This window comes from Streptomyces sp. L-9-10, assembly GCF_004151105.1.
Lineage (GTDB): Bacteria > Actinomycetota > Actinomycetes > Streptomycetales > Streptomycetaceae > Streptomyces.
Genome location: NZ_PHRF01000096.1, coordinates 1 through 22610, shown reverse-complemented (window position 1 = coordinate 22610; position 22610 = coordinate 1). Strand labels below are relative to the sequence as shown.

Sequence of the window (22610 nt, the reverse complement as noted above, 5' to 3'; positions counted from 1 at the left end):
CCGTGAGCACGCCCGAAGACAGTCCGCGCCCCGAGCCCGTGGACGTACCGCTCATCCAGATCGGCGCCCCGGCCGCGACACCGGCCCCCCAGGGCGGCTGCGGCGACGGCTGCGGCTGCTCCGCGGGCGAGGACGGCTACGGCCCCGACGACCTGGAGTGCGGCCTCGACCCCGCCCTCGCCGAGCTGCTCGCCGACGCGGGCCTCGACCCCGTCCAGGTCGAGGACATCGCGCATGTCGCCGTCGCGGAGGACCTCGACCACGGCGTGGACGTGACGACCGTCGCGACCGTCCCCGAGGACGCCGTCGCCACCGGCGACTTCACCGCCCGCGAGAGCGGTACGGTCGCGGGTCTGCACATCGCCGAGGCCGTGCTCTCCCTCGTCTGTACGGAGGAGTTCGCCGTCGAGCGCCATGCCGCCGACGGCGACCGCGTCGAGGCCGGCCAGAAGCTGCTCAGCGTCACCACCCGCACCCGCGATCTGCTCACCGCCGAGCGCAGCGCGCTCAACCTGCTGTGCAGGCTCTCCGGTATCGCGACCGCCACGCGCGCGTGGGCCGACGTACTCGAAGGCACCGGCGCCAAGGTCCGCGACACCCGCAAGACCACCCCCGGGCTGCGCGCCCTGGAGAAGTACGCGGTGCGCTGCGGCGGCGGGGTCAACCACCGGATGTCGCTCTCCGACGCGGCCCTGGTGAAGGACAACCACGTCGTCGCGGCGGGCGGGGTCGCCGAGGCGTTCAAGGCCGTACGGGACACGTTCCCCGACGTACCGATCGAGGTCGAGGTCGACACCCTCCACCAGGTCCGCGAAGTCCTGGACGCGGGCGCCGACCTGATCCTGCTGGACAACTTCACCCCGGCCGAGACGGCGGAGGCCGTGGGCATCGTCGCGGGCCGCGCGGTGCTGGAGTCCTCGGGCCGGCTCGTCCTCGGCAACGCGCGCGCCTACGCGGAGACGGGCGTCGACTTCCTCGCGGTCGGCGCGCTCACCCACTCCTCCCCGATCCTCGACATCGGTCTCGACCTGCGAGAGGCCGGCGCCTGATGCTGCTCACCATCGACGTCGGCAACACCCATACCGTCCTCGGTCTGTTCGACGGAGAGGAGATCGTCGAGCACTGGCGCATCTCCACCGACGCCCGCCGCACCGCCGACGAACTCGCCGTGCTCCTCCAGGGACTGATGGGGATGCACCCGCTGCTCGGCGACGAACTGGGCGACGGCATCGAGGGGATCGCGATCTGCTCGACGGTCCCGTCCGTCCTGCACGAACTGCGCGAGGTGACCCGCCGCTACTACGGCGACGTCCCCGCCGTCCTCGTGGAGCCCGGCATCAAGACGGGCGTGCCGATCCTGATGGACAACCCCAAGGAGGTCGGCGCGGACCGCATCATCAACGCGGTCGCGGCGGTCGAGCTGTACGGCGGCCCGGCGATCGTCGTCGACTTCGGTACGGCGACGACCTTCGACGCGGTCAGCGCGCGCGGCGAGTACGCGGGCGGTGTCATCGCCCCCGGCATCGAGATCTCGGTGGAGGCGCTCGGCGTCAAGGGCGCGCAGCTCCGCAAGATCGAGCTGGCCCGGCCGCGCAGCGTGATCGGCAAGAACACGGTCGAGGCGATGCAGGCGGGCATCCTGTACGGCTTCGCGGGCCAGGTCGACGGGGTGGTCGCGCGGATGGCACGCGAGCTGGCCGAGGACCCCGAGGAGGTCACGGTGATCGCGACCGGCGGCCTCGCCCCGATGGTGCTGGGCGAGGCGTCCGTGATCGACGAGCACGAGCCCTGGCTCACCCTGATCGGGCTGCGCCTGGTGTACGAGCGCAACGTCTCGCGTATGTGAGCGCCCGGAGGCGGAACGGGGCGGTCGCGGGGCGCTGAACGGGGCGGTGAGCACCGTCGTAGCCCGTTCGCCGTCCCTCGTTCGCCCGTCCCTCGTTCGGCGGGCGGGCCGCGCCAGAAGAGGGGCATTAAGCGGATTTTGTCCCTTTGGCGCGTAGTGTCGCCGCATGCCCACGCCATACGGATCCCGCGGCGGCATGGCCTTCGGTGCGGACGAGCTGAGTGTGCTCCGACGTGCCCTCGCCGTTGCCCTCCATCCCGCCCCGCTCCCGAACGAGGACGTCCGGGCCTGCCTGGCCCTCGCCGAGTCCGTGGACGAGGCGGTGCGCGAGGCCGGGCGCCTGCGGGCCTTTCTCCAGGCCGACCTCGCCAGGTACCGGGAAGCGCTTCCCGGGTCTCTCACGGGCTATCTGGAGCTGCTCCAGGACGCCCTGGCGGCCGGCTACCGCCCCCGGCCCGACGATCTCGCGGCGCTGCGCGCCCTGCGCGGCAATCCGGTCGCGGCGGCCCTGCTCGACCGCTGCCGGCGGCTCGTGGACCGGTCGGCGCGTGCGGGACTGACAGGTGTGCCCGCCGTCAGGACCCCCGCGCCCCGCACCCGCCTCCTCGCGCTCCCCGGCGGTCGCGCCGCCGACGAACCGGCCCGGGAGCCCCGCGAGCCCCATAAACCCCAGAAGCCCCGCGGGCCCGGCCGGCCGGAGCGCCCCGAGAAGGACCGGCCGATGCCCAAGCCGTCCGAGGTCTTCCCGCCGCGCCGCCGACCCTCGCCCCCGCCGGAGGAGCGCGCCGCCGGATAGCTACTCTGGACGGCATGGACTACGTATCCGCGCTCCTGCCCCCCGTGGTGATGGCCGCCTTCTTCACCGGCCTGGTCGTGACGATCGTCAAGAGCCAGGGTGGTCCCAACAAGTCCAAGGAGGACGCCGCCGTCGACGCGGCGATGGCCCGCGCGGAAGCCGCCCAGCAGCAGGGCGGTACCCCGGGTCCGCACAAAGCCTGAGGTACGCGCGGCGCTCACCATATGACCAGGACGTACGACTGATTCCAGTCGTACGTCCTTTTTGTTACGTCAATAACCGGCCATTCGGACATCTCGCACTATGGTGACGCTGTGCCCCGACAATTGGGAGACCTGGAAGACGCCGTCATGACACGCGTCTGGCAATGGAACCGTCCGGTCACCGTCCGGGAAGTCCTCGAAGACCTTCAGCAGGAGCGGTCCATCGCCTACACCACCGTCATGACCGTAATGGACAATCTCCATCAGAAGGGCTGGGTGCGCAGGGAAGTCGACGGCCGCGCCTATCGATATACAGCGGTCTCCACCCGCGCCGCCTACGCCGCGGCCCTGATGAACGAGGCCTGGTCGAAGAGCGACAACCCCGCCGCCGCGCTTGTCGCCTTCTTCGGCATGATGTCGCCCGAGCAGCGTCAGTCACTGGAGGACGCGGTCCACCTGGTGAACCGGGACCGGCCGGAAGGTGACCGGCCGGAAGGCGACCGTGCGGAAGGCGACCGTACGGAAGAGGGCCCCGCGGAAGAAGTCGCCGCCGAAGAAGCCGATTCGGAAGCGATCAGTACAGAAACGGAAGCGGTCAGTAACGAAGGGGCCGGTGTACAAGACCGGGAACAAGACCGCGAAGAACCGGAAGGGCGGGAAGGGCCGGACGCGTCCGAAGAGCCGGCCGAGGGCGCCGACGCCGGGCGCGAGTCGGGGCGATAGCGTCCAGTCATGCCGTCAGCCGTTCCGCTTCCCAATGCCCCAGCAAATGCCCTCACCGTCAGACGGGCCAGGACCAGGGATGTACCGGCGGTCCGCCGTCTCGTGGACCCTTACGTGAGCGAAGGCATCCTGCTCGACAAAGCGCCGGTGACGCTTTACGAGGACATCCAGGAGTTCTGGGTCGCGGAACGCGACGAGGACGCGAGTGTCATCGGGTGCGGTGCCTTGCATGTGATGTGGGAAGACCTCGCCGAAGTGCGCACACTCGCCGTGGATCCCGCCGTCAGGGGCACCGGCGCCGGGCATCAACTACTGGACAAGCTGCTGGAGACCGCCCGCTGGCTCGGAGTGCGGCGCGTATTCTGTCTCACCTTCGAAGTCGAGTTCTTCGCGAAGCGCGGCTTCGTGGAGATCGGCGAGACGCCGGTCGACGGAGATGTGTACAGAGAGCTGCTGCGTTCCTATGACGAGGGTGTTGCCGAGTTCCTCGGTCTCGAACGGGTGAAGCCGAACACCTTGGGCAACAGCCGGATGCTTCTGCACCTGTGATCGCCGGGAAGACACCAGACCCTATGTCCGAATCGCGCACGTTTCCCGTGTTCTCGCTGCACTGAACCTCTGCCGGGGGTTTGTGTTTTCCTGAGAAAAGCGGTTTCCTTTCCGCGTACTGCATTTTCGATGAAAGGAAATCCGGTGGCACAGAAGGTTCAGGTCCTTCTTGTCGATGACCTCGACGGCGGCGAGGCGGACGAGACGGTGACGTTCGCTCTGGACGGCAAGACCTACGAGATTGACCTCACGACCGCCAATGCGGACAAGCTGCGGGGTCTGCTCGATCCCTACACCAAGGGTGGCCGGCGCACCGGTGGTCGCGCCGCGGGCAGCCGTGGCAAGGGCCGTGTCGCCGTCGGCGGTAACAAGGACACCGCGGAAATCCGCAAGTGGGCGAAGGAGAACGGCTACAGCGTCAACGACCGCGGCCGTGTTCCCGCCGAGATCCGTGAAGCCTACGAGAAGGCCAACGGCTGAGTTCTCGTACGAAGAGTATTTCCGCGCAGCAAACGGGCCCGGTGGCACTCAGTCGCCGCCGCGTCCACGAGTCGTACGAGATCGGGGGCACCCCCACCGCTGCCCCCGTCACCGCCTTCGTACCCGAACGGTGCGAGCGCCGGCAGTGTCGGCTCCACCTCGCGTCCGGGCTCGGGGGGCCGCAACCAGACAGCGGCCCCCTGCGCGGCGGCTCCCGTGGCGCACGGCCACCGGGGCGGTTCGGGGGCCGGCATCCGTCCGTCCGCGCCGAACGCGGTCAGGCCCAGGGCGATCCCGCCCCACTCCAGCCAGTCGAGCAGCCCCGGCACCTCGTCGGCGCTCCCCGCGGCCACCAGAAACGCCATCCGCTCCCCGTGGAGCGCCACCGGCCCCGTCGCGGCCGTCCGCCGCAGCACGGCGTCCCCCGCGTCCGCGGGCAGCTCCAGCACGTCGAAGCGGAGCCCGGTGAGCAGCTGGACCGGCGGCCCCGCGACGGTCGCCCAGCCCAGCCCTTTCTCGTACCACCACGCGAACGATCCCGCGTACGGCGCCGCGGACGACGCCCCGGAAGGCCCCTCGGGCGCCCTCGCGTCGTGCGCCTGGGCGTGCGACTGCGCGCGGCCCCCTTCGAGCGGGGCGCGGGGGAGCGGAACGGTGAGGGACATACCCGGGGCAACTCCCCAACCCCGCCCGGAGTTACGCTGGGTCCGCGTCCGATGGCGGAGAGTTCCCGATGTGGGGGCGCGTGAGCGCGTTCGGGAGCGCAAGGGTGTTCGCCCGTAGCGGAGGGAACCGGGGTGCGCCGCATGGAGTGTCACTGCTTGCGGGTAAGACATTCCTAGTGGGAAGGGGCGACACGCGGTATCCGGGCGTCTCACGTTCGCCATCGGCGTACTGATGGTGGGGGTATATGCCTGGCCTGCGGGAACATCGTCTCGCACCATCGGGTTGGAGCTGTTGTCCGGCGTTCGGGGCTGGGAGCCTGGGACAGGTAGTCGGCAGTTGGAATGAGCGGTCCCCGCTTGCGGGACTAAGCTGCGGAAGGACAGGGAGGGGACCGACCCCTTTACTGCCTGACCGCTCTGAGGAGCGATTAACGATGTTCGAGAGGTTCACCGACCGCGCGCGGCGGGTTGTCGTCCTGGCTCAGGAAGAAGCCCGGATGCTCAACCACAACTACATCGGCACCGAGCACATCCTCCTGGGCCTTATCCATGAGGGTGAGGGTGTCGCCGCTAAGGCCCTGGAGAGCCTCGGGATTTCGCTCGAGGCGGTCCGCCAGCAGGTGGAGGAGATCATCGGGCAGGGGCAGCAGGCCCCGTCCGGCCACATCCCCTTCACCCCCCGTGCCAAGAAGGTCCTGGAGCTGTCGCTCCGCGAGGCTCTTCAGCTGGGCCACAACTACATCGGCACGGAGCACATCCTGCTCGGCCTGATCCGCGAGGGCGAGGGCGTCGCCGCCCAGGTCCTCGTGAAGCTGGGCGCCGATCTCAACCGGGTGCGGCAGCAGGTCATCCAGCTGCTCTCCGGATACCAGGGCAAGGAGGCCGCCACAGCGGGCGGTCCTGCCGAGGGCACGCCCTCCACGTCCCTGGTCCTCGACCAGTTCGGCCGGAACCTCACCCAGGCGGCCCGCGAATCCAAGCTCGACCCGGTCATCGGGCGCGAGAAGGAGATCGAGCGGGTCATGCAGGTGCTGTCCCGCCGTACGAAGAACAACCCCGTGCTCATCGGCGAGCCCGGCGTCGGTAAGACGGCGGTCGTCGAGGGGCTGGCCCAGGCCATCGTCAAGGGCGAGGTGCCCGAGACCCTCAAGGACAAGCACCTCTACACCCTCGACCTCGGCGCGCTCGTCGCCGGTTCCCGCTACCGCGGTGACTTCGAGGAGCGGCTGAAGAAGGTCCTGAAGGAGATCCGCACCCGCGGGGACATCATCCTGTTCATCGACGAGCTCCACACCCTGGTGGGTGCGGGTGCCGCCGAGGGCGCGATCGACGCGGCGAGCATCCTGAAGCCGATGCTGGCCCGTGGCGAGCTCCAGACCATCGGTGCGACAACGCTCGACGAGTACCGCAAGCACCTGGAGAAGGACGCGGCCCTGGAGCGCCGCTTCCAGCCCATCCAGGTCGCGGAGCCGTCGCTGCCGCACACGATCGAGATCCTCAAGGGCCTGCGCGACCGTTACGAGGCGCACCACCGCGTGTCCATCACGGACTCCGCCCTGGTCGCCGCCGCGACGCTCGCCGACCGGTACATCTCGGACCGCTTCCTGCCGGACAAGGCGATCGACCTGATCGACGAGGCCGGCTCCCGGATGCGTATCCGCCGGATGACCGCTCCGCCGGACCTCCGCGAGTTCGACGAGAAGATCGCGGGCGTCCGCCGTGACAAGGAGTCGGCCATCGACTCCCAGGACTTCGAGAAGGCGGCGTCTCTCCGTGACAAGGAGAAGCAGCTGCTGGCCGCGAAGACCAAGCGGGAGAAGGAGTGGAAGGCCGGCGACATGGACGTCGTCGCCGAGGTGGACGAGGAGCTGATCGCCGAGGTCCTGGCGACGGCCACGGGCATTCCGGTCTTCAAGCTCACCGAGGAGGAGTCCTCGCGGCTGCTCCGCATGGAGGACGAGCTCCACAAGCGCGTCATCGGCCAGAAGGACGCCATCAAGGCGCTCTCGCAGGCGATCCGCCGTACGCGAGCGGGTCTGAAGGACCCCAAGCGTCCCGGTGGCTCGTTCATCTTCGCCGGCCCGTCCGGTGTCGGTAAGACGGAGCTGTCCAAGACGCTCGCCGAGTTCCTCTTCGGCGACGAGGACGCGCTGATCGCGCTCGACATGTCGGAGTTCAGCGAGAAGCACACGGTCTCGCGTCTCTTCGGCTCGCCCCCCGGCTACGTGGGGTACGAGGAGGGCGGCCAGCTCACCGAGAAGGTGCGCAGGAAGCCGTTCTCCGTCGTCCTCTTCGACGAGGTCGAGAAGGCCCACCCCGACATCTTCAACTCCCTGCTCCAGATCCTGGAGGACGGTCGGCTGACCGACTCCCAGGGCCGGGTCGTGGACTTCAAGAACACGGTCATCATCATGACGACCAACCTCGGGACCAGGGACATCTCCAAGGGGTTCAACCTGGGCTTCGCCGCCCAAGGCGACACCAAGACCAACTACGAGCGGATGAAGAACAAGGTCAACGAAGAGCTGAAGCAGCACTTCCGGCCGGAGTTCCTCAACCGCGTCGACGACACGGTGGTCTTCCACCAGCTCACCGAGGAAGACATCATCCAGATCGTCGACCTCATGGTGGACAAGGTGGACGAGCGGCTGAAGGACCGGGACATGGGCCTTGAGCTCAGCCCGAACGCCAAGTCGCTGCTGGCCAAGAAGGGTTACGACCCGGTCCTGGGCGCCCGGCCGCTGCGCCGGACGATCCAGCGCGAGATCGAGGACGTCCTCTCGGAGAAGATCCTCTTCGGAGAGCTGCGCCCCGGTCACATCGTGGTCGTGGACACCGAGGGCGAGGGTGAGGCGAAGAAGTTCACCTTCCGCGGCGAGGAGAAGTCGCCTCTGCCGGACGTCCCTCCGATCGAGCAGGCGGCCGGCGGCGGCCCGAACCTGACGAAGGACGTGTGAGACTCACGCCCTTGGGGTGAGTGACCGAAGGGGCTGCCCCGGACTGTGTTTTCACGGTCCGGGGCAGCCCCTTTCGCGCGTGCCCTGTCTTAGCCGCGCACGGTCGGAAGCGGCGAATCTCCGTAGGTGAGCCGCAATGCCGAGAGGTCTTTCAGGCTGAACAGGCGGACAACCTCCGTATGTTCAGCCGCGGCAGTTCACGGAGTCACGACAGCTCGTCCCAATTCTCGTCGGAGAGGACGAGCAGCTCCCGAAGGCAACGCCCTTGAGAAAAGAGCCGAGTTGTGCCCCGTGGCAACTGCCGGCGGGGCACAACAGTTTCGATGGCGGGCAGTCCGCGAAGGCGCCGCAATTGGTCGACACCAGTCACGAGGAAGCATCGTGCCGGCCAATGGTATTCGGGCCGGAACCTCCAGCGCGTACTCCTCCGCCGGGAATCGGCTCCAGCTCGTCGCGAACGGCGACCGCACAAGCGCTTTCGTGCGGCGTGTACGGACGCGCGAGGGGAAATGGACTCCGGGCCGCCGATTTCGCGGGGCAGGGGACGAGCCCGTCTCGCTGACCCGCCTCCGGGCCCGGATACGCCGTGTCCCCGGGGCGGGATTCCCGCCGTACGCGGCCGTTGGTGCCTGCCGGAGATCGGTCGGGGTAACCGGGACTTTGGTCCCGAATCGGAAGGCATTCCTACCCGGTGGCCGTGACAAGCAGCACAGGCGTTTCCGACCCTACTAGCCGTCGTAGTGGCGGCGCCGGGCGTCGGCGGGGACGTTCGGCCCTGTCGCGGGCGGGGCTTTCGGCGGGGTGGCGTCGGGTGCGCCGCTTACCGGGACCGGTCGCCGGTCCCATGGTGCTCCACGTGCGGTTAAACAGGTTGAAATCGTCTTATAAAGCGCGTCTGTGGTGCGCCGGCCGAGGGCGTCAAGAGGCGGAGGGCTGGGGGGATCGCTACGACGTGATGCCGTAGATGGGGTGTTTTGGGATGAGGTGGGGTCCGGGTTACCAAGGTGAGGCCAGCCCGGCGCTCGTGTGCCGGGTCCCTTGATGCCCGGAGGTTTACCCGTATGTCGCAGCGCAAGCTGTCCCGTCTGTCCCGACCGTCCGTCCTTCGTACCCGTGCCGGTGTCCTGGCTGCCGGACTCGGAGTGTCGTTGGCGGCCGGAACCGGGGCCGCCTTCGCCGCGACCGGTGGTGACGCGACCACCGGCGCCGCGGCCACCGACTCGACTGTCGCGCACCAGGCCGCCGCCCACGCCAAGCCCGCCTCCAAGGCGGACGACGCCAAGGCGAAGGCCGCGAAGGCCAAGGCGAACGCCAAGAAGGCCGTCTCCTGGACCGACCCGGTCAAGCACTACAAGCTCAGCGCCGGCTTCGGCCTCGGCGGTGGCATGTGGGCGAGCAAGCACTCCGGCCAGGACTTCGCGGTTCCGACCGGCACGCCGGTCCACGCCGTCCACGGCGGCACCGTCGTCAAGGCCGGCCCGAACGGCGCCGGTGACGGCCCCGCGTACGGCAACGCGATAGTGATCAAGCACAAGAACGGCACGTACTCGCAGTACGCGCACCTGTCCCAGGTCAAGGTGTACGTGGGGCAGCAGGTCAAGACCGACAAGGTGATCGGGCTCTCCGGCAACACCGGTAACTCCAGCGGCCCGCACCTGCACTTCGAGATCCGTACGACCCCGAACTACGGCTCGGGCGTCAACCCGGTCCCGTTCCTGCGCTCGGTGGGCGTCAAGGTGTGACCGTCACGGTGTGACCCGATGAGCCTGGCTCATCAGCTCGGTGGAGACCTCCAGGATGGCTTCGCGCTTCTCCTCGGGGTCTCCATCGATGTCTCTGAGGGCGATCATGCCCGCGTGCATCGTGAAGAGCGCGCTGACGCAGCGGACCCGGTTCTTCATGGAGGCGTCCGGATCCTGGATCAGATCGAGCATGTCGATCATCCGCCCCTTGAACGACTCGCCGATGCTCAGCTCACGGACGGTCGCCTGGTTCTCCTGCATGAAGCGGAAGAGCGGGGCCGCGCCGTGCAGCGCCGCGCTGTAGCGGCGCAGGATCTCCTGCTTGGTCTCCAGGGTGTGCGGCTGTGTGCCGCCCCAGGTGATCAGGTCGTCGAGCGGGCGCGTCAGATCCTCGAAGAGGCTGATCAGGATGTCTTCCTTGGTCTTGAAGTGGTAGTACAGCGCCGCCTTCGTGACATCCAGCCGCTCGGCGATCTCCCGTAGCGACGTCTTCTCGTACCCCTGCTCGGCGAAGAGCTCCAGCGCGATGTCCTGGATGCGCTGGCGGGTGTTCCCCCGCCGAGGGTGCTGTGTGCTGCCCATGGGTGCTCTCCCGAGAAATAACTTACTTGACGCCCGGCAAGTAGAGGTCTACGTTGTCCCACTGTAGTCGACTTGCCGGGCGGCAAGTAAGTACCAGGGGAAGTACAGGGGAGTGGGGACGATGAGTCCGACCGGTAAGCAGACGGAGCAGCTGGAGAGCCCAGGAAGCCCAGAAGGCTCGGGGAGTCCAGCAGGCCCAGCGAGTCCAGGAAGCGCAGGAAGCGCGGAGAAATCCGCGCCACAGCCGCGCAGTGTGCGCGTGGTGCTGCTCGCGCTCATGATCGCGATGCTCCTGGCGATGCTGGACAACATGATCGTCGGTACCGCGATGCCGACCATCGTCGGTGAGCTGGGCGGCCTCGCGCATCTGTCCTGGGTGGTCACCGCGTACACCCTGGCGACCGCCGCCTCCACGCCGATCTGGGGCAAGCTCGGCGACATATACGGCCGCAAGGGCGTCTTCCTCACCTCGATCGTGGTCTTCCTGATCGGGTCGGCGCTCAGCGGCATGGCCCAGGACATGGGCCAGCTGATCGGCTTCCGGGCCGTCCAGGGCCTGGGCGCCGGCGGTCTGATGGTCGGCGTCATGGCGATCATCGGCGACCTGATACCGCCGCGGGAGCGCGGCAAGTACCAGGGCATGATGGCCGGTGTCATGGCGCTCGCCATGATCGGCGGACCGCTCGTCGGCGGCACCATCACCGATCACCTCGGCTGGCGCTGGAGCTTCTACATCAACCTTCCGCTCGGCGCGCTGGCGCTCGTGATGATCACGGCCGTCCTGCACCTGCCCGCCAAGGACCGGACGAAGGCCAAGGTCGACTATCTCGGTGCCGCGCTGCTGACCGTCGGCATCACGGCGATCGTGCTGGTCACCACCTGGGGCGGTACGGAGTACGCCTGGAGCTCCGCGATGATCATGGAGCTGATCGCGATCGGCGTGGTCTCCCTCGTCGCCTTCGTCTTCGTGCAGACCAGGGTCCCCGAGCCGATCATGCCGCTGCACATCTTCCGCAGCCGCAACTTCTCGCTGATGTCCGTGATCGGGTTCCTGACCGGCTTCGTGATGTTCGGCGCGGTGCTCTTCCTGCCGCTCTACCAGCAGGCAGTACAGGGCGCCTCGGCCACCAACTCCGGTCTGCTGCTGCTGCCGATGCTCCTGTCGATGATGGCCGTCTCGCTGATCGCGGGCCGGATCACCACCAGCAGCGGCAAGTACAAGATCTTCCCGATCCTGGGCGGCGCGCTGATGGTCGTCGGCCTGTTCCTGCTGGCGCAGATGGACACCGACACGTCGCGGCTGACCTCCGGCGTCTACATGGCCGTCCTCGGCGCGGGCATGGGCTTCCTGATGCAGATCACCATGCTCGTGGCGCAGAACAGCGTCGAGATGAAGGACATGGGCGTCGGCTCGTCCACCACCACCCTGTTCCGTACGCTCGGCGGCTCCTTCGGCGCCGCCATCATGGGCGCCCTGTTCACCAGCCGGGTGCAGGACGAGATGGCCGCCCGCGCCGGGACGGGCGGGGCGGGCGCCACCCAGCAGTCGGCACAGCTGGACGCGGCGAGCCTGGCGAAGCTGCCGGACGTGGCGCGCGAGGCGTACCAGCACGCGGTGTCGACCGGTACGAACGCGGCGTTCACGCTGGGCGCGGCGATCGCGGTGATCGGCTTCGTCGCGGCGTTCTTCGTCAAGGAGATACCGCTGCGGGGCGCCGAGCCGAAGCCGGCCGACGCCGCTGACCAGGCGCCGGACTCGGCCCCGGCGGCGGACGGCAAGGTCGCGCAGTCGGCCTGAGTCCCCGGCGTACGACCGCATGACCGCATGACCGCATGACCGTGTGACGCGTGACGCATGGCTCACGGCCCCTGGCGCTCCGGCGCCGGGGGCCGTTGTCAGTGGTGCGTGTCAGCGCGTACGTCCGACTCGGGGGCGGTGGGTGCCGTTCAGCCGGGCGTGGTCGGCCCGGTTGAGCGGCCAGGCGCGGTCAGCCCGGCAGCCTCAGTATCGGGAAGCTGCCGGTCGTCGTCGGGGCGTGCTCCGGGAGCCAGAGGACCGCGATCGCGCCGCCCGAGCCGTCCCGGCCCTCGATCCCCTCCGGTGTCGCGTTCCGGAAGGTCAGCCGCGCTCCGAGGACCCGGGCCTGGCCCGCCGCGATGGTCAGGCCCAGCCCGTGGCCGTGGCCCGCGCGGTCGGTCGCGCCCGTACGGAAGCGGCTCGGGCCCTCCCGCAGCAGGGCGTCGGGGAAGCCGGGGCCGTGGTCCCGTACCCGTACCACCCGGCCCTCGACCGTGACCTCGACGGGCGTCCCGCCGTGCTTGGCGGCGTTGGCCAGCAGATTGCCCAGAATGCGTTCCAGCCGGCGGGGATCCGTGCTGACCCAGGACTCGTGCACGACCTTGATCTTGATCGCGGGGTCCAGCACCCCCACCCGCCGCGCGACGAACTCGCCGAGAGCGATCTCCTGGAGTTCGGCGCGCTCCGAGGCGCTGTCGAGCCGCGCGACCTCCAGCACGTCCTCGACCAGGGTGCGCATGGCCTGGGCCCGGTCCCGTACCAGCTCCGTGGGGCGGCCCGGCGGCAGCAGCTCGGCGGCGGTCAGCAGTCCGGTCACCGGCGTACGCAGCTCATGGGCGATGTCCGCGGTGACCCGGCGCTCGGCCTCGATGCGCTCGTTCAGCGCGTCGGTCAGCGCGTCCACCGCGCGGGCCAGCTCATCCGTCTCGTCCCGTACGACGCCGCCGACGGCGTCCCCGACGCGCACCTCCGTATTGCCCTGCGCGACCCGCCCCGCCGCCGCGGCGGCCCTGCGCAGCCGCCGCGAGAGCTGCCCGCCGATCAGCACACCCAGGGCGCAGCCCCCGAAGACCACCGAGACCGAACCGATGATCAGCGACCGGTCCAGATCCTTCATGATCGTCGTGGAGTCGGCGAACTTGCTGTGCAGCGAGAGCACCGTGCCGTTGCTCAGCGGGACGGCGGCCCACACGTCGGGCACACCGTTCGCGCTCTCCTGCACATGGGTCGCGCGCCGGCCCTGGTTCATCTTCACGCGCAGATCGCGCGGGAGTGTGGGGTCATTGAGCTTCGTACCGAGCCTGGGTTCCTTCGTGGACTCGAACATCCGCTCCGCGAACAGCAGCCGCTCCAGCTGCACCTCGCGCGAGTTGTCGAGCATCGAGACCCGCGCCGAGTTGTGCACCACCAGGCTCAGCGCCACCGCGACCAGCGCGCCGACCGCCGCGATCGCGATGCTGATCTTCCACCGGACTCCGGTGCGCAGGGTGAGCCTCTTCATGCCTTGAGCTTGTATCCGAAGCCGCGGACCGTGTCGATCCGGTCCTGGCCGATCTTGGTGCGCAGCCGCTGGACATGGACGTCCACCACCCGGGTGTCGCCGCCCCACCCGGAGTCCCAGACCCGCTCCAGGAGTCTGTCGCGGGAGAGCACGGTCCCGGGAGCGGACGAGAACTCCAGCAGCAGCCGCATCTCCGTCGGCGTCAGCGCCACCGGCGCGCCCGCCCTGCGTACCTCCATGCCCTCCGTGTCGATCTCCACATCGCCGAAGGTCAGCACCCCGTTCTCATCGGGCCCGCCCGGTCCGCCGGTCTCCCCGGCGGGCCCGCCCGCGTGCCCGAAGCGGCGCAGTACGGCGCGGATCCTGGCGACCAGCACCGCGCCGTCGAAGGGCTTGGTCACATAGTCGTCGGCGCCCGCCTCCAGCCCGAGCACGACATCGATCGAGTCGGCGCGCGCGGACAGCATGATCACGGGCACGGTCGACTCGTCACGGATACGCCGGCACAGGCTGACACCGTCCAGACCCGGCACCATCACATCGAGCAGCGCGATGTCAGGACGGTCCGCGCGGAACGCGTCGAGCCCGGAGAGTCCGTCCGGCCTGGCGGTGACCACGAAGCCGTCGCGCTCCAGCGCCAGCTGGGTGGCTTCGCGGATGACATCGTCGTCCTCGACGAACAGGACATGGGTCTCGGCCATCCCGTGGTTCTCAGCTCTCAGTTCTCGCTCGTCGGGGCGGGCACGACGGATGAGGACCCCTCGCCGTTGCCCACCGCTCTGCTGTAGTCGTTGCGCACGCGGTAGCGCTCACTGAACTTGCTGTCGGCCCAGCTGTACGTCACGACGTCCTCGCCCGAGGGGAAGGACAGCGGATCGCCCTTCGCGTACACCTGCTGGGTGACGACCAGCTCACCGCGGTCGATCGTGGCGTAGACGGCGGGCTCCTCCGCCGCGAAGACGTTCTGGTACTCCTCGTTCCGCTGGCGGTACACATACGTCCCGACGCCCACCGAGTCGCCGCACGTCATCACGTTGACCACCAGATCGGGCGCGGTACCGCCGGTCAGATTCCCGTACGACGTGTCCACCGGGTACGCGTCCTCGCCGCATGGCTTGAGGTCCGCCTTGACCCGCGGGCTGACCGCGGGGTCCTTCCGGAGCAGCGCCACCGCGTTGACGGTCTTGGCGGGGGTCTCCGCGGACACCCTGGGGGCCGGCGCGCCGCGCTCCACGGGGGAGGTCACGGCCGCGCCCTCGTCCCTGGTCCCCGTACCGCCGGTCGAACAGCCGGACACGAGCAGGCCGACGGCGGCGAGCGCGGACAGTGCCGTACCCACCGCGAAGGGTCCGCCTCCCGGCCGCCCCTGGTCTTTCAGGCCGCGCACCTCTCCCGCCCCCGCTCCTCATGACCGCCGTGGCCGCCGCGTATGCCGCGAGCGCCCCGGCCGTCACCCCTGTCGCTCCCGCTACTTCCGCCGCTCCTGCCGCGACGGAGATCCGACTGCTCCGGCGCGTGGACGTCCAGGCCCTGGCCGGCCAGCTCCCGGCTCTCCAGCTCCTGACGGAGCCGGGCCAGCGCGCGGTGCAGCGTGCTCTTTACGGTACCCGCCGACATGCCGAGCGCGGCAGCCGTCTCCTCCGTGCTCATCTGCTCCCAGTGCCGCAGCACCACCACGCTGCGCTGCTTGGGCGCGAGCACCCCCAGGATGTCCATCAGCAGCGCCCGGTCGGCGCGCTGGTCGGTGCCGTCGTCGATGCTCGCGTCGGGCAGCTGCTCGGTGGGGACCTCTTCGAGCTTGCGGGCGCGCCACCACTCCGTACGCGTGTTGATCATGACGCGGCGCAGATAGGCGTCGGCGAGGGACTTGTCGGCGATGCCGTCCCAGCGCCCGAACGTACGGGCCAGCGCGGTCTGGAGCAGGTCCTGCGCGTCTACGGGATCGGGCACGAGGCGCCGGGCGCTCCGCAGCAGGGCCTCCTGCCGGGTACGTACGTACTCCTCGAAGCCGAGCACCTCACCCTGCGCCATGACAACCGCCTCCCACCCCGTGACCATCCATGCCGTTCGCTTACGGCACCGAAATTACGGAGCGGTTGTCACGAGGCTGTGCGGGACAGCCGTCGGAGGACGCACGGCTGTCCATCGGTTGTGTAACGGCCGCCGGGGCGGGCCGCCGTGACGCGGCGCGGGGGCAGGCGCGGGGGCAGGCGCCGGATCAGCGCGGTTCGGCCCGGCTCTGCGGCAGCCGGTAGACCCCGTTCTCCATCGGCTCGACCAGCCCGTCGGCGACCAGCCCGTCCAGCGCCCTGGCCCGCTGCACCGGTTCGTCCCAGACCGCGTCCAGGACCCCCTGCGGCACCGGCGCGACCGCCTCGCGCAGTACGGCCAGGAGCTTGCCGCGCACCTGGCGGTCCGTGCCCGCGTACGTCTGGCCGCGCCGCGCGGGGCCCTCGTACCGGGGTTTCCCGGCCAGCCGCCAGGCGCACCGGTCGGCGATCGGGCACCGTACGCAGCCCTCGTTCTTCGCGGTGCAGATCAGCGCGCCCAGCTCCATGGAGGACGCCGCCCAGCGGGCCGCGGTCGGGGCGTCCTCGGGCAGCAGCGCGCGGGCCAGTTTGCGTTCGGCGGCGGTGGTCGCGTTCGGCGGGTACTGGACACCGGCCACGGCGCGCGCGAAGACGCGGCGCACGTTCGTGTCGAGCACCGCGTGCCGCTGTCCGTACGCGAACGAGGCCACGGCCGCGGCCGTGTACTCCCCGATCCCGGGCAGTGAGAGCAACTGCGCGTGCTCGCGCGGTACGTCACCTCCGTGCCGCTCCGTTATCGCCTGCGCGGCGCCGTGCAGACGCAGCGCGCGGCGCGGATAGCCCAGCCGGCCCCAGGCGCGGACCGCCTCGCCGGGGGCCTCGGCGGCCAGATCGGCGGGGCGCGGCCAGCGGCCGAGCCACTGCTCGTACACCGGGAGCACCCGGTTCACCGGGGTCTGCTGGAGCATGAACTCGCTGACCATCACCCCCCAGGCGCCCGCTTCGGGGCGGCGCCAGGGCAGATCGCGCGCGTTCGAGTCGAACCACGCGATGACGGGGGTGTGGAGGGCGGCCGGATCGACGGCGGTCGGGGAGGACGCGGAGTGCGCGGAGGTAGCAGTCATGGCACCACCGATCCTGGCATGTCCCGGGCCGTGGAGGGTGCGGCAGGCGCGGGCGGGGCCGAGGTGTCACGCGCCCGGTCCCGCGCACGCCCCCTGTTCACCCCCGCCCGCCCGTCCCACGCGCTCGGTCCCACGCGCTCGGTCACGCCCGCTCTGTCGCGCCCGTGTGATCGACGGTGCGTGGCCGCCCCGGCCCGGCGAGCAGCAGGGCCAGACCCGACCGGCTCGTCCGCATCGTCCGGACCAGCGTGCCCACGGGCCGTGCCGCCGCCAGGACCACGACCGTCGCCACCACGCCGCCGAACACCAGCCCCACCGCCACGTCGTGCGGATAGTGGACCCCGACGAAGACCCGGGAGAACGCCATCAGCAGCGCCATCGGGACGGTGAGGTAGGCGAGTAGGGGACGGGCGATTGCCAGCGCGATCGCCGCCGCTCCGGCGATCGTGGCGTGGTTGCTGGGGAAGGACCAGTCGCCCACCGGCGGACAGGGGATGAGCGAGGCCCCGGCTCCGGCGACCGCCCGGCACGGCCTCTCCTCGGTCAGCGCCGACTTGGTCAGTTCACTGCATACGTACGCGACGGCGGTCGCGAGCGGGGCGAGGACCGCCACGGCCACGGCGCGTGGACCGGCCGACCGCGCGTACCACCAGACCGCTATGAAGAGCACGCCGAACAACAGCAGTCCGGCCTCGGTCCATAGCTCTGCCAGGTGTTGGAACCAGGAGGGGGTCGTACGGGCGAAGTCGGTGATGTCGCGATAGAGATCGCTCGTTGCGCTGCTGTTCATGGGAAGAACGTACAGAGATCATCGGGAGTTCCCCTCACCCGAAGGCCGGGGTGAACCCCTGACGAAAGGAAGGAAGTCCCGGTCGCCGACGGGCCGATCCGTGATGATGATCCGTAAAACTTGCGAGACGGGCGGCATGGGGGGCGGGAGTTGGCGCCGATCTCTCGTACAGTTTGCGCCGTGGGATCTTTGCGCAATCCGGTCGGGCCGCTTCCCTCCACCATCTACTGGCGACGGAGGGCAGTAGCGGCGACGCTGATCGCGCTGCTCGCGTTGCTCGTCGTATGGGTCGTCAGCTCCCGTGGGGGTGACGGCAAGAACAGCGGGGACACAGCGGACGGCGCCAATCCCGCGACGTCCATCACCCCGGGCCCCTCCGGTTCAGGACCGGCCATCAGTGAACAGCCGGGCGGACGCGACGAGTCGGGCTCGACCAACGGGACCGGTGGGACCGGCGGGACCGGCGGCGGCGGCGACGGCGGCAAGAACGGCGACACCGGCGGCGGTGGCGGGGCCGGTTCCGGCGGTACGGACGGCGCGGCGGACACCGGCGGCGCCAGTGGCGGCGGTTCCGCGGGCAGCGGCGGCGGAAGCACCAGCTCCGGCCGGCAGGTACCGGCCGGCTCCGGACTGCCCAACTGCCCCCCGAGCGCCCTCACCCTGCGCCTCACCACGACGAAGGTCGCGTACGCGCCCGGCGAGAAGCCCGAGTTCCGGCTGACCGCCACGAACACCTCGAACACCGCCTGCAAGGCCGACTTCGGGCCGAAGGCCGTGGTGCTGACGATCGCCGACGCCGACGACGAGGACGTCTGGTCGTCCGAGCACTGCCCGAAGACCGGCGGGGTGCTCTACGAGGTCCCGGCGGGCGGAGCGATCACGCGCACGATCGAGTGGAACCGCGGTCGCAGCGCGCCGGGCTGCGCCACACCGCCCGCGCGGGCTGTGGGCCCCGGAACGTACCTGGTGGAGGCCAAGACCTCGCGCGCCTCGGTGAAGCAGGGCCAGGCGTCCATTCGCCTGGAGAAGGACTGACAGCCGTCCGCACCGGCGCATGAGACGGCGCCCCGGCCCGGGAGTGGGCCGGGGCGCCGTCGTCGTTCACATGCCGCTGTCGTTCACGTGCCGTCGTCGCTCACGTACGTACGCCGCTGAAGGCGCCGTGCGCAGACGCCGTGCGCAGACGCCGCTATACGTACCGCTCCAGGATCGAGGACTCCGCCAGCCGCGAGAGCCCCTCGCGCACGCTGCGGGCCCGCGCCTCGCCGACGCCGTCCACCGTCTGAAGATCGTCGACGCTCGCCGCCAGCAGCTTCTGGAGCCCGCCGAAGTGCTCGACGAGCCGCTCGATGATGGCGCCCGGCAGCCGAGGCACCTTGGCCAGCAGCCGGTAACCGCGCGGCGAGACCGCGGAGTCGAGCGTCTCCGGCGCGCCGCTGTAGCCCAGCGCCCTTGCCACGATGGGCAGTTCGAGCAGCTCGGGATGGCTCAGCGAGTCCAGCTCGCCGAGCGCCTCGCCGACCGTACGGGAGCGCTTCGCGGTCGGCTCGGGGACGTAGTCCCGTGCGACCAGGTCCCGTTCCGGCTCCACGCCCGCGATCAACTCGTCCAGCTGGAGAGAGAGAAGCCGGCCGTCGGTGCCCAGCTCGACCACGTACTCGGCGATCTCCGTGGCGATCCTGCGCACCATCTCGAGACGCTGGGCGACGGCCGTCACGTCCCGGACCGTCACCAGGTCCTCGATCTCCAGCGCGGAGAGCGTGCCCGCGACCTCGTCGAGACGGAGCTTGTACCGCTCCAGGGTCGCCAGCGCCTGGTTCGCCCGCGACAGGATCGCCGCCGACTCCTCCAGGACCCGGCGCTCCCCGTTCACGTACAGCGCGATCAGCCGCATCGACTGCGAGACGGAGACGACGGGGAAGCCGCACTGCTTGGACACGCGGTCGGCCGTGCGGTGCCGCGTACCCGTCTCCTCCGTGGGGATGGACGACTCGGGGACCAGCTGGACGCCGGCCCGCAGGATCTTGGTGATGTCCTTGTCCAGGATGAGCGCGCCGTCGAGTTTGCACAGCTCGCGCAGGCGGGTCGCGGTGAACTCCACGTCCAGCACGAAACCGCCCGTGCACATCGACTCGACGGTCTTGTCCATGCCCAGGACGATCAGACCTCCGGTGTTGCCGCGCAGGATCCGCTCCAGGCCGTCGCGCAGCGCCATGCCCGGCGCGACAGCGCTCAGGGAGGCGCGCATCAGCGCTTCGTTGCCGGAGCCCGCGCCGGACTTTCCGGGCGCTGATGCCCGGTCGTTGGCTGCCACTGCACTCCTCCGGCTCGTACGGATGGGCGAGACCAGGGCAAAGTCTACCGGCGAGCGTTGTCTTCCCGTGGGGCGTCCGCACGACCGCGGCGCGGCAGCACCCTGAGAGCATCACCCATGTCGGCGACTTCCGTGACCTTCATACCGGCCGGGATCTTCCCCGGATCGGTGGGAACAAGCGCCTGCGTGAAGCCGAGACGGTGCGCCTCGGCCAGCCGCCGCTGGACGCCCGTAACCCGTCTGACCTCGCCCGCGAGCCCGACCTCCCCGATCGCGACCAGGTTCTTCGGCAGGGGCGTATCGCTGGCCGCGGACGCCAGCGCGAGGGCGATCGCGAGATCGGCGGCGGGCTCGGTGAGCTTCACCCCGCCGACCGTCGCGCTGTAGATGTCGCGCTTGCCGAGCGCGCTGATCCGGCCGCGCTGCTCCAGCACGGCGAGCATCATCGACACCCGGGAGGTCTCCAGGCCGGAGGTGGTGCGCCGCGGCGAGGGGATCTGCGAGTCGACCGTCAGCGCCTGCACCTCGGCGACGAGCGGCCGGCGCCCCTCCAGCGTGACGGTCAGGCAGGTGCCGGGGACGGGCTCGTCGCGCCGGGTGAGGAACAGTCCGGACGGGTCGGCGAGACCGGTGATCCCCTCGTCGTGCAGCTCGAAACAGCCGACCTCGTCGGTCGTCCCGTAGCGGTTCTTGATCCCCCGGACGAGCCTCAGCCTGGCGTGCCGGTCGCCCTCGAACGACAGCACGACATCCACAAGGTGTTCGAGCAGCCGCGGCCCCGCGATCGCGCCGTCCTTGGTGACATGCCCCACCAGGAGCGTCGACATGGCGCGCTCCTTGGACGCCCGGATGAGCGCGCCCGCGACCTCGCGGACCTGGGCCATACCGCCCGGCGCGCCCTCGATCTCCGGCGAGGCGACGGTCTGGACGGAGTCCAGGATCAGCAGCGACGGCTTGACCGCGTCGAGGTGACCGAGGACCGCGGAGAGATCCGTCTCCGCGGCCAGATAGAGATGGTCGTCGATGGCCTTGATCCGGTCGGCGCGCAGCCGCACCTGGCTGGTGGACTCCTCGCCCGTCACATAGAGCGTGCGGTGCTCGTCGCTGGCCGACTTCGCCGCGACGTCGAGCAGCAGCGTCGACTTGCCCACGCCCGGCTCGCCCGCGACCAGCACGACGGCGCCCGGCACCAGCCCGCCGCCGAGCACCCGGTCCAGCTCGTCCACGCCGGTGGAGCGCGCGGTGGCCGTACGGGCGTCGACCTGGCCGATCGGCAGCGCGGCGGTGGAGACCCGGCCCGCCGCAGTGGTCCGTACCGCGGGCGCGCCGTACTCCTCGACCGTGCCCCACGCCTGGCATTCGGGGCAGCGGCCGAGCCACTTGGCGGTCGTCCAACCGCACTCGGTGCAGCGGTAGGACGGCCTGTCCTTGGCGGATTTCGTACGGGCAGCCATGGCGTCACCGTATAGGGGCCCACCGACAGCGCCGACCACGGGAGGCAGCGGCCCGGGAGCGGGGGGAGTTCATCGGAGCGTGCGATTCCTGTCCCCTTTTGAGGGATACCTTCACCCGTAAGGATTAAATGTGCTCAAGAGGTGTGAAGGCTGTGGGTCCCTCTGTCTAACGTCGCCGGGTGATGAGCAGCAGCCCCGACACCTCCACGCACACCACCGGCGCACACCGCGCGCCCCGTCGTGCGCCCCATCCGGTGCCGCACCGCCAGGCCGCACGTTACGAGCCGTACCTCGACGGTCTGTTCACCTACTGCCTCTCCGTGCTGTGCGACCACGACGTCGCGACCGAGGTGCTCGGCGAGGTGCTGTCCATCTCCGAGCGGCAGTACGGCCGTTGCCCCTCGGGTGCCGGGGAGCGCAAGGCCTGGCTGTACGCGCTCGCCCGCTGGTCCTGTCTGCGCAGACTCACCGAGCAGCGCCGCAGCCGGCTGGGGGCGCATTCGGCCCAGCGCGAGCCCGAGCCCGCCCCGGCGGAGGCGCTCCCGCCGGAGACCGCCGAGCGCCGACGGCGTGAACTCGCCCTGCTGGCCTGGCCGGAAGCCGCCGGCACGACGCCCGAGCAGCGCGAGATCCTGGAGCTGGCCGTACGCCACCAGCTGGGCCCGGTGGAGGTCGCCGCCGTGCTGTCCATGGAGCCGACGGCGGCCCGTGAGCTGCTCGCCTCCGCCGCCTGCGAGGTGGAACGCACCCGCGCCGCGCTCGCCGTCGTCGACACCGGCGGCTGCCCGTCCGTCGCCCGGCTCACCGGCGACCATCAGGTGCTGCTCTCCGCCGCGCTCCGGCGCGAGCTGGTCCGGCACGTCGACGACTGCCCGCGCTGCCGCCGCGCCGCCGAGCGCGCCGAGGCGGCAGGACCGTGGCCGGGGTCGCGCCCCTCCTCCCTCACGGACTCGAAGATCTCGGGCCCGGCGGCCTCGGGCCCGGCGGCCTCGGGCCCGGCGGCCTCGGGCCCGGCGGCCTCGGGCCCGGCGGCCTCGGGCCCGGCGGCCTCGGGCC

General features: G+C 70.3%; 22 protein-coding genes. 12 read left to right on the top strand and 10 right to left on the bottom strand.

Going from position 1 to position 22610, the window contains the following annotated elements; genetic code table 11:
• The first annotated feature begins 2 nt into the window (after positions 1-2).
• From nadC to CU044_RS24765, 7 genes are all read left to right on the top strand, one after another.
• On the top strand, positions 3-1049 hold the full coding sequence (gene nadC / locus CU044_RS24795; protein ID WP_129770957.1) for a carboxylating nicotinate-nucleotide diphosphorylase: 1047 nt from the start codon (positions 3-5) through the stop codon (positions 1047-1049).
• Positions 1049-1846 (top strand): type III pantothenate kinase, encoded by a 798-nt coding sequence (locus CU044_RS24790; protein ID WP_129770956.1) that lies wholly within the window; start codon positions 1049-1051, stop codon positions 1844-1846. Before nadC ends, CU044_RS24790 begins: the two co-directional genes overlap by 1 nt.
• 196 nt (positions 1847-2042) lie before the next feature.
• Positions 2043-2642 carry a hypothetical protein gene (locus tag CU044_RS24785; RefSeq protein ID WP_129771013.1) on the top strand — a complete coding sequence of 200 codons (600 nt, stop codon included), beginning with the start codon at positions 2043-2045 and terminating at the stop codon, positions 2640-2642.
• Between the two features lie 14 nt (positions 2643-2656).
• Positions 2657-2845 (top strand): hypothetical protein, encoded by a 189-nt coding sequence (locus CU044_RS24780; RefSeq protein WP_129770955.1) that lies wholly within the window; start codon positions 2657-2659, stop codon positions 2843-2845.
• A 123-nt stretch (positions 2846-2968) separates the two neighbouring features.
• Entirely contained in the window at positions 2969-3568 is a 600-nt protein-coding gene (locus tag CU044_RS39725) for a BlaI/MecI/CopY family transcriptional regulator (RefSeq protein ID WP_275670219.1), read from the top strand.
• A 9-nt stretch (positions 3569-3577) separates the two neighbouring features.
• Positions 3578-4117, top strand: coding sequence for an amino-acid N-acetyltransferase (locus tag CU044_RS24770; RefSeq protein ID WP_129770954.1), 540 nt, complete (start codon positions 3578-3580; stop codon positions 4115-4117).
• 144 nt (positions 4118-4261) lie between these two features.
• The gene (locus tag CU044_RS24765; RefSeq protein ID WP_129770953.1) at positions 4262-4597 is read left to right on the top strand and encodes an Lsr2 family protein; all 336 of its coding nucleotides are present in this window, start codon (positions 4262-4264) and stop codon (positions 4595-4597) included.
• On the opposite strand, the gene CU044_RS24760 is transcribed toward CU044_RS24765, so the two are convergent.
• Entirely contained in the window at positions 4576-5262 is a 687-nt protein-coding gene (locus CU044_RS24760) for an SCO3374 family protein (protein ID WP_129770952.1), read from the bottom strand. The genes CU044_RS24765 and CU044_RS24760 overlap by 22 nt on opposite strands.
• 434 nt (positions 5263-5696) lie before the next feature.
• Here CU044_RS24760 and CU044_RS24750 point away from each other — a divergent pair, with 434 nt between their 5' ends.
• Positions 5697-8219: an ATP-dependent Clp protease ATP-binding subunit gene (locus tag CU044_RS24750; protein ID WP_030354442.1), complete on the top strand. Its 2523-nt coding sequence runs from the start codon at positions 5697-5699 to the stop codon at positions 8217-8219.
• Positions 8220-9280: 1061 nt separating this feature from the next.
• Entirely contained in the window at positions 9281-9961 is a 681-nt protein-coding gene (locus CU044_RS24745) for a M23 family metallopeptidase (protein WP_129770951.1), read from the top strand.
• A gap of 3 nt (positions 9962-9964) precedes the next feature.
• Here the strand turns inward: CU044_RS24745 and CU044_RS24740 are convergent, their stop codons facing one another.
• The gene (locus CU044_RS24740; RefSeq protein ID WP_129770950.1) at positions 9965-10543 is read right to left on the bottom strand and encodes a TetR/AcrR family transcriptional regulator; all 579 of its coding nucleotides are present in this window, start codon (positions 10541-10543) and stop codon (positions 9965-9967) included.
• A 253-nt stretch (positions 10544-10796) separates the two neighbouring features.
• Between CU044_RS24740 and CU044_RS24735 the strand changes: the two genes are divergently transcribed.
• On the top strand, positions 10797-12341 hold the full coding sequence (locus tag CU044_RS24735) for an MDR family MFS transporter (RefSeq protein ID WP_240045827.1): 1545 nt from the start codon (positions 10797-10799) through the stop codon (positions 12339-12341).
• Positions 12342-12531: 190 nt separating this feature from the next.
• On the opposite strand, the gene cseC is transcribed toward CU044_RS24735, so the two are convergent.
• The 6 genes from cseC to CU044_RS24705 form a co-directional block, all read right to left on the bottom strand.
• A complete protein-coding gene (gene cseC, locus CU044_RS24730; protein ID WP_129770948.1) occupies positions 12532-13842 on the bottom strand; it encodes a two-component system sensor histidine kinase CseC in 1311 nt (436 codons plus the stop codon).
• Positions 13839-14543 (bottom strand): two-component system response regulator CseB, encoded by a 705-nt coding sequence (gene cseB / locus CU044_RS24725; protein ID WP_129770947.1) that lies wholly within the window; start codon positions 14541-14543, stop codon positions 13839-13841. Before cseB ends, cseC begins: the two co-directional genes overlap by 4 nt.
• Positions 14544-14560: 17 nt before the next feature.
• Positions 14561-15229 carry a hypothetical protein gene (locus tag CU044_RS24720; RefSeq protein WP_240045826.1) on the bottom strand — a complete coding sequence of 223 codons (669 nt, stop codon included), beginning with the start codon at positions 15227-15229 and terminating at the stop codon, positions 14561-14563.
• Positions 15217-15873: a SigE family RNA polymerase sigma factor gene (locus tag CU044_RS24715; protein ID WP_129770946.1), complete on the bottom strand. Its 657-nt coding sequence runs from the start codon at positions 15871-15873 to the stop codon at positions 15217-15219. The genes CU044_RS24720 and CU044_RS24715 overlap by 13 nt, the downstream gene beginning before the upstream one ends.
• A 187-nt stretch (positions 15874-16060) precedes the next feature.
• Positions 16061-16996 (bottom strand): A/G-specific adenine glycosylase, encoded by a 936-nt coding sequence (locus CU044_RS24710; protein ID WP_129770945.1) that lies wholly within the window; start codon positions 16994-16996, stop codon positions 16061-16063.
• A gap of 142 nt (positions 16997-17138) precedes the next feature.
• A complete protein-coding gene (locus CU044_RS24705; RefSeq protein ID WP_129770944.1) occupies positions 17139-17786 on the bottom strand; it encodes a phosphatase PAP2 family protein in 648 nt (215 codons plus the stop codon).
• 180 nt (positions 17787-17966) lie between these two features.
• Here CU044_RS24705 and CU044_RS24700 point away from each other — a divergent pair, with 180 nt between their 5' ends.
• Positions 17967-18821: a hypothetical protein gene (locus tag CU044_RS24700; RefSeq protein ID WP_165371964.1), complete on the top strand. Its 855-nt coding sequence runs from the start codon at positions 17967-17969 to the stop codon at positions 18819-18821.
• A gap of 154 nt (positions 18822-18975) precedes the next feature.
• Here CU044_RS24700 and disA read toward each other — a convergent pair whose 3' ends face one another.
• Both disA and radA read right to left on the bottom strand, forming a co-directional pair.
• Positions 18976-20100, bottom strand: a complete 1125-nt coding sequence (gene disA, locus CU044_RS24695; RefSeq protein ID WP_129770943.1) for a DNA integrity scanning diadenylate cyclase DisA — start codon at positions 20098-20100, stop codon at positions 18976-18978.
• 44 nt (positions 20101-20144) lie between these two features.
• Complete coding sequence (radA, locus tag CU044_RS24690) at positions 20145-21554, bottom strand: DNA repair protein RadA (protein ID WP_129770942.1); 1410 nt, start codon at positions 21552-21554, stop codon at positions 20145-20147.
• A 182-nt stretch (positions 21555-21736) separates the two neighbouring features.
• On the opposite strand from radA, the gene CU044_RS24685 reads away from it, so the two are divergent.
• Positions 21737-22610, top strand: an 874-nt coding sequence (locus tag CU044_RS24685) for a sigma-70 family RNA polymerase sigma factor (RefSeq protein ID WP_240045825.1), incomplete at its 3' end; no start/stop codon positions are given.